We start from the raw sequence: 7,041 nt of genomic DNA, 5'->3' as shown, positions 1-7,041 counted from the left end.
GAGCGGCGAGGCGGCCGCCGCGGCGACCGCACACGTCAGCCCCGGAAGCACCACGAGGACGGTGACGCCACCCGGCCTCCGCAGGCCCGGGTGACGGTGCCACAAGGTCAGCACCGCACACACGACGGCCGCCCCGAGGAGGACGATCAACATCAGGAGCTGGCTGCCGCCGTCCGTCCCGGACTCCGGGAGCCGCAACCCCCTCCCGCCGCCCACCGAGAGCAACTCCGAGCGGGGTGCCGCCACGATCCACACCAGCAGCGCGACCACGGCCGGACCGACGACTCCCGACACGGTCCCCACGGCGCGGATCGGCGAGCTGAGCATGGGCCGGACTGTACCAACGCGGGCGCTGTCGACCGTCTGTGGTGTAATCGGACGCGGCTCCGCCATGCTCTTCGGTGCACGCGCTCGCAGAGTCGGGGCGCCTGCACAGACCGGACGACCCGTCAGGAAGTACTCGCCAGTGGCCACCAGCACTCCGATCTCGCCTGCTCGCCGCCGGCGAGGGAAGATGGCCTACCGGCACGACATCGACGGGCTCCGCGGGCTGGCCATCGCACTGGTCGTGGTGTTCCACATCTGGATGGGCCGCGTCTCCGGCGGCGTCGATGTGTTCCTCACCCTCTCCGGGTTCTTCTTCCTGGGATCGCTCCTACGCGGCGCCTCGGACGGGCGCACCGCCCTCAACCCGATCCCCCATCTCACGCGACTGGTCCGTCGGCTGTACCCGGCGTTGGTGGTCACGGTGGCCGCGACCGTCGTGGGGACGATCCTCATCAAGCCCCCTACCCAGTGGTCGGCGATCTTCGAACAGACCCTCGCCTCGCTGCTGTACTACCAGAACTGGGAGCTCGCGCTCACCTCCCAGGACTACGCGGCGGCCGACGCCACCATCTCGCCGCTGCAGCACCTGTGGTCCATGTCGGTGCAGGGCCAGTTCTATCTCGTCGCCCTCGGCGTCGTCCTGGGCCTGACCGCGATGTGGCGGCTCATCGGGCGGGGCGGCTCGCCCAAGTGGATGCTCCTCGGAGTGGTGGCCGTGGGCACCGCGGCCTCGGTGTGGTGGTCCGCCTACGGGCAGGCCGTCAACCAGCCCTGGAACTACTACGACACCGGCGCCCGGATGTGGGAGCTCCTCGTCGGTGGTCTCGTGGCGATCCTGCTGGCGGGGATCGTGCTGCCGTGGCCGTTGCGCATGCTCAGCACCGTCGCCGGGCTGGCGCTCATCGTGAGCTGCGGCTTCGTGATCGACGGCGCCGCCTACTTCCCCGGCCCCCTGGCCTGGTACCCGATCGGCGGGGCCCTGCTGATCATCCTCGGCGGCAACCTCCCCGAGGGCGAGCGCGCGACACCGCGGAGGGACCCGGTCACCTGGCTGCTGTCCGCGCGGGTGTTCCGACGCCTGGGCGACATCTCGTACTCCCTGTACCTGTGGCACTGGCCGCTCCTCATCCTCTGGCTCTCCTACGACCGGCAGGCCGAGATCACGCTGGTGTCGGGGCTGGCGATCGTCGCGGTCTCCGTGGTGCTCGCCCTGTTGACCGAGAAGTACGTCGAGCGACCGCTGCGGATGGCCAGCCGGGCACGCGGGCGGTCCACCCCCGCCGCCCAGAAGCGTGACTCGCTCCGCAAGGGGTCCGGACGCAACGCGCGCGATCAGCGCCGCTTCGTCCAGGCCACCGCCCTCGTCGTGGTGGCCGCGGTGGCCAGCCTCGGGACGGTCGGATGGTGGACCGCCACGTCCGCCTCCCGCTCGGCCGTGCCCTATGTCGACTCACTGACCGACCCGGACCACCCCGGGGCCCGCGCCTTCTTCGACGGCATCCCGGTCCCCGAGGACGCCGACTACGTCCCCTCACTGCTGCAGGTGGGCAACGACCTGCCCGTGAGCACCCTGGACGGCTGCATCTCGAACTTCGAGTCGGCCGAGGTGCAGATGTGCGTGTACGGCGACGTCACCGCGCCGCGCACCATCGCCTTGGTGGGTGGCTCCCACGCCGAGCACTGGATCAGCGGCCTCGACGAGGTCGGCCGACACTACGGCTTCCGGGTGGTCACGGTGCTCAAGATGGGGTGCCCGCTGACCCTGGACGCCTCGGTGTCCGACAGCGACGAGTTGCTGTACGAGAGCTGCGCCGAGTGGACGCCCGCCGCCCTGGCCGCCCTCGTGGGCCTGGCACCCGACTTCGTGTTCACCACCGCCACCCGGCCGGTGGGGGTCGTGGGCCCGGACGTCACCCCGCGCCAGTACGTGGACCTGTGGCGTGCACTCGACCAGCAGGGCATCGGCGTGATCGCCGTCCGGGACACCCCGTGGCTCAACCAGGGCCGCGGCCCGATCCGGGCCGGGGACTGTCTGGGAGACGGCGGCACCCCCGAGGAGTGCGGGATGCCCCGGGAGCGGTCCATCGCGCCGATCAACCCGGCCGGGCTCGCCGGGGCCGGGATCGACTCGGTCCGACTGATCGACCTCACCGACGGCCTGTGCGACCCGGCGAACTGCCCGGTCGTGGTGGGCAACGTGATCGTCTACCACGATTCCCACCACCTCTCCGGGTCGTGGGTCCGGTCCGCGTCGGGCGAACTGGCCAGGCAGATGGGGCCCGCGACCGGCTGGTGGTGACCGCCGGGGGCCCGGCACAGCGGCTCCCGCCCCGAAACGCACTACTGTTGGGCTTTGTGACCAACGACGACGCGCAGCAGTCCGCCCCAGAGCTCATCCGTGCCTGGCCTGGTACCGCCTTCCCCCTCGGTGCCACGTATGACGGAACCGGCACCAACTTCGCGCTGTTCTCCGAGGTGGCCGAGCGCGTCGACCTGTGCCTGATCGACCGCGACGGCGGGGAGCAGTGCGTCGAGCTCACCGAGGTCGACGGTCATATCTGGCACTGCTATCTGTTCGGGGTGACCCCGGGGCAGCGCTACGGCTTCCGGGTGCACGGGCCGTACGAGCCCGAGAACGGTCTGCGCTGCGACCCCTCCAAGCTGTTGCTCGACCCGTACGGCAAGGCCTTCGACGGGGAGTTCGACGGCCACCCGAGCCTGCACAGCTACGACCTGGACGACCCGGGTCGACGGAACACCGAGAACTCCCTCGGTCACACCATGACCACCGTCGTGATCAACCCCTACTTCGACTGGGGCAACGACCGCGCGCCCCGGCACGAGTACCACAACACCGTGATCTACGAGGCCCACGTCAAGGGCATGACCGCCACGCACCCCGACATCCCGGCGGAGATGCGCGGCACCTACGCCGGCATGACCCACCCGGCGATCATCGACTACCTGACCGACCTCGGCGTCACCGCGATCGAGTTGATGCCGGTGCACCAGTTCATGCAGGACCAGCGGTTGATCGACATGGGGCTGCGGAACTACTGGGGGTACAACAGCTTCGGCTTCCTGGCCCCGCACAACGAGTACGCGTTCGCGGAGAAGCCCGGTGACGCGGTGAGCGAGTTCAAGGCGATGGTCAAGGCGTTCCACGACGCCAACATCGAGGTGATCCTGGACGTGGTCTACAACCACACCGCGGAGGGTAACCACATGGGACCCACCATCGCGTTCCGCGGGATCGACAACCAGGCGTACTACCGTCTGGTCGAGGGCGACGAACAGCACTACATGGACTACACGGGCACCGGGAACACGCTCAACGTCCGGCACCCCCACTCCCTGCAGCTCATCATGGACTCGCTGCGGTACTGGGTCCTCGACATGCACGTCGACGGGTTCCGGTTCGATCTCGCCTCCGCCCTGGCCAGGGGGCTGCACGACGTCGACCGGTTGTCCTCGTTCTTCGATCTGGTCCAGCAGGACCCGGTGGTCAGCCAGGTCAAGCTGATCGCCGAGCCGTGGGACGTCGGCGAGGGCGGCTACCAGGTGGGCAACTTCCCGCCGCTGTGGACGGAGTGGAACGGGCAGTTCCGCGACACCGTCCGCGACTTCTGGCGGGGAGAGCCCGCCACTCTCGGCGAGTTCGCCTCCCGCCTGACCGGCTCCTCGGACCTGTACGAGAACACCGGACGTCGCCCCACCGCCTCGATCAACTTCGTCACCGCCCACGACGGCTTCACCCTCAACGACCTGGTCAGCTACAACGAGAAGCACAACGAGGCCAACGGCGAGGACGGCAACGACGGCGAGAGCCACAACCGCTCCTGGAACTGCGGGGTCGAGGGACCCACCGACGACCCCGAGGTGCTGCGTCTGCGCCACCGGCAGCGGCGCAACATGCTGACCACCCTCATCCTGTCGCAGGGCACGCCGATGATCGCCCACGGTGACGAGATCGCCCGCACGCAGGGCGGGAACAACAACGTGTACTGCCAGGACAACGAGATCGCGTGGATGAGCTGGGACCTCGACGAGGAGAAGGAAGACCTCCTCGAGTTCACCCGCACCCTGGTCCGACTGCGGAAGGACCATCCGGTGTTCCGCCGGCGCAGGTTCTTCGGCACCGTTCTCCGCGACGACGAGGACCCGCAGGACATCGCCTGGTTCAGCCCGGACGGGTCCGAGATGACCCACAAGGACTGGGACTCCGGCTTCGGCAAGTCCCTGGCCGTCTATCTCAACGGTGAGGGCATCCACGAACCCGACGAGCGTGGCCAGCGGATCGTCGACGACTCGTTCCTCCTGCTGTTCAACGCCCACCACGAGCCCATCGAGTTCTCGTTGTTGGGGTCCGAGTACGCCGAGAGCTGGGAGGTCGTCCTGGACACCGCGGTCCACCTCGAGGAGCGCACCGGTGAGCTGGGGTCGGACGACACGATCACGGTGGCCGATCGCGGCACGATCGTGCTGCGCAAGGTCACCTGATCGTGACCGCCGCGGATCTGACCGGGACCGGGCCGCTGCGCAGGGGTACGGCCCTGGCGAGCACCTACCGCATCCAACTGCGGACGCCCGCGTCCGACCCGGACGGCCGCGGGTTCGTCCTGGCCGACGTCGAGGCCCTGGTCCCCTACCTCGCCGACCTCGGCGTGGGATCGGTGTACCTGTCGCCGATCCTCGAGGCCACCCCCGGATCGACCCACGGGTACGACGTGGTGGACCCGACCACGGTCGCAGCGGAGCTCGGCGGGATCAGCGCACTGCGGTCGCTGCGGGCGGCCTGCCGGGAGCACGACCTGGGCCTGGTGGTGGACATCGTCCCCAACCACCTGGGCGTGGACCGTCCGGCGGCGAACCGCTGGTGGTGGGACGCGTTGCGCCGGGGCCCGGAGTCGCCGTATTTCACGTACTTCGACTTCGACACCGAGCCCGCCAACGGGGCGGACGGCCGGATAGCGATCCCGGTGTTGGGTTCACCGGAGGACGTCGACCAGCTCGTCGTCGTCACCCCCACCGACACCGCCACAGACACCGACACCTCCGACACGGACGCTGCGGAGGCCGAGCTGCACTTCTACGACCATCGCTTCCCGGCGGCCCCCGGCACCGGGGGCGGGACCGCGCAACAGGTGCACGACCGCCAGCACTATCGGTTGGTCCACTGGCGGGAGCCGCTCCTGGGCTACCGGCGGTTCTTCACCGTGACCGGGCTGGCCGGGCTGCGCCAGGAGGACCCGGCGGTCTTCGACGCCACCCACGCCGAGGTGGCCCGCTGGTGCGAGGAGGATCTGGTCGACGGCATCCGGGTCGACCACCCCGACGGCCTCGCCGATCCCGTGGGCTACACCCGGCGTCTCCGCGGGCTGGCCGGCGAGGACCGGTGGCTGCTGGTGGAGAAGATCCTCGCGCCCGCCGAAGTGCTCGAGCCCGCCATGCCCGTCGACGGGACCACGGGATACGACGCCCTCCGGCTGATCGACCAGATGTTGGTGGACCGGGGCGGACAGGCGCGGTTGACCGAGCTGGCCTCCCGGTACTGCGGCGGCCCCGGCGACGAGGAGCAGGTCCACGATCAGTCCGCCCGTCTCAAGCGGCAGATCGTCCTGGAGGACCTCGCCCCCGAACTGGGCCGCCTGACCCGCGCGGTGCGGCGTGAGGCCGCCCTCGGCGGGGAGCCGAGTGTCGTGACGGGTGGTGACGACGAGGGGGCCCTCCTCCGCGAGGCGTTGGTCTCGGTGATCGAGCGCACGCCCGCCTATCGCGCCGACTATCCCGTCCTCCGCGGGACCCTGCCCGCGATACTGGACGATCTGCACCGCGACCGCCCCGAACTGGCTCCCGTGCTGGGTCTCGTGGCCGGGGCTCTGGCCCGTGGTGCCGAGGCCTCGAGCCGGTTGGCGCAGGTGACCGGTGCGGCCACCGCCAAGGCCGAGGAGGACCGCCTGTTCTACCGGCTCGGCCGGCTGGTCTCGCTCAACGAGGTCGGCGGTTCACCGGGGCGGATGGGCATGCAGGTGGAGGCCTTCCACCTCGCGATGGCCGAACGCGCGCTCGCCTCCCCCCTGGCCATGACGGCGCTCAGCACCCACGACACCAAGCGGGGCGAGGACGTGCGCGCCCGGATCTCGGTCCTCTCCCAGCTGTCCGACGAGTGGGCGGATCTGGTCTCCGAGGTGTTCCGGACGTTCCCCCCGCCCGCCGAGGACGCGGGCTACTTCCTGCTCCAGGTGATCGTGGGGGTGTGGCCGGAGCGCGACGATCCCGCCGACGACCTGCGGTCCCGCCTGCACGACTACGCCGACAAGGCCCTACGTGAGGCCGCCGTGCACACCACCTGGACCGATCAGGACGCGGACTTCGAGTCCGCCGCCCACCGGTGGATCGACACCCTGCTCGACTCGGGCGGCGCGTTGCTCACCCCGTTCGTCGACCGCATCGCCCCCGCCGGGCGTGACAACTCGTTGATCGCCAAGGCGACACAACTGCTGTCCCCCGGGGTCCCCGACGTCTACCAGGGCACGGAGGTGTGGGACGACTCGCTGGTCGACCCGGACAACCGCCGGTTCGTGGACTACGAGCCCCTGCGGTCCGGCGCGGTGGCCCGCGGCGGGCACCCCAAGTTCGCGCTGGTCCGTGAGGCACTGCGGATCCGGCGTGCGCATCCGGCGGCGATGGCGGCCGGCGCGCACGTCCCGCTTC

3 protein-coding genes and 1 pseudogene are annotated in these 7,041 nt (G+C 70.2%); 3 read left to right on the top strand and 1 reads right to left on the bottom strand.

Annotation, left to right across the window (positions count from 1 at the left end):
• A pseudogene (locus tag G6017_RS08340) lies at window positions 1–327 on the bottom strand (hypothetical protein); the annotation flags it as partial.
• A 139-nt stretch (window positions 328–466) separates the two neighbouring features.
• On the opposite strand from G6017_RS08340, the gene G6017_RS08335 reads away from it, so the two are divergent.
• The 3 genes from G6017_RS08335 to treY form a co-directional block, all read left to right on the top strand.
• Window positions 467–2,626: an acyltransferase family protein gene (locus G6017_RS08335; RefSeq protein WP_182609853.1), complete on the top strand. Its 2,160-nt coding sequence runs from the start codon at window positions 467–469 to the stop codon at window positions 2,624–2,626.
• Window positions 2,627–2,682: 56 nt separating this feature from the next.
• Window positions 2,683–4,827 (top strand): glycogen debranching protein GlgX, encoded by a 2,145-nt coding sequence (gene glgX, locus G6017_RS08330; protein ID WP_182609854.1) that lies wholly within the window; start codon window positions 2,683–2,685, stop codon window positions 4,825–4,827.
• Between the two features lie 2 nt (window positions 4,828–4,829).
• The coding region (treY, locus tag G6017_RS08325) for a malto-oligosyltrehalose synthase (RefSeq protein WP_182616899.1) at window positions 4,830–7,041 on the top strand (2,212 nt) is incomplete at its 3' end.

The sequence above is a fragment of the Dietzia sp. B44 genome (genome assembly GCF_014145245.1).
Taxonomy (GTDB): Bacteria; Actinomycetota; Actinomycetes; order Mycobacteriales; family Mycobacteriaceae; genus Dietzia; species Dietzia natronolimnaea.
This window is presented reverse-complemented; position numbering and strand designations above follow the sequence as displayed.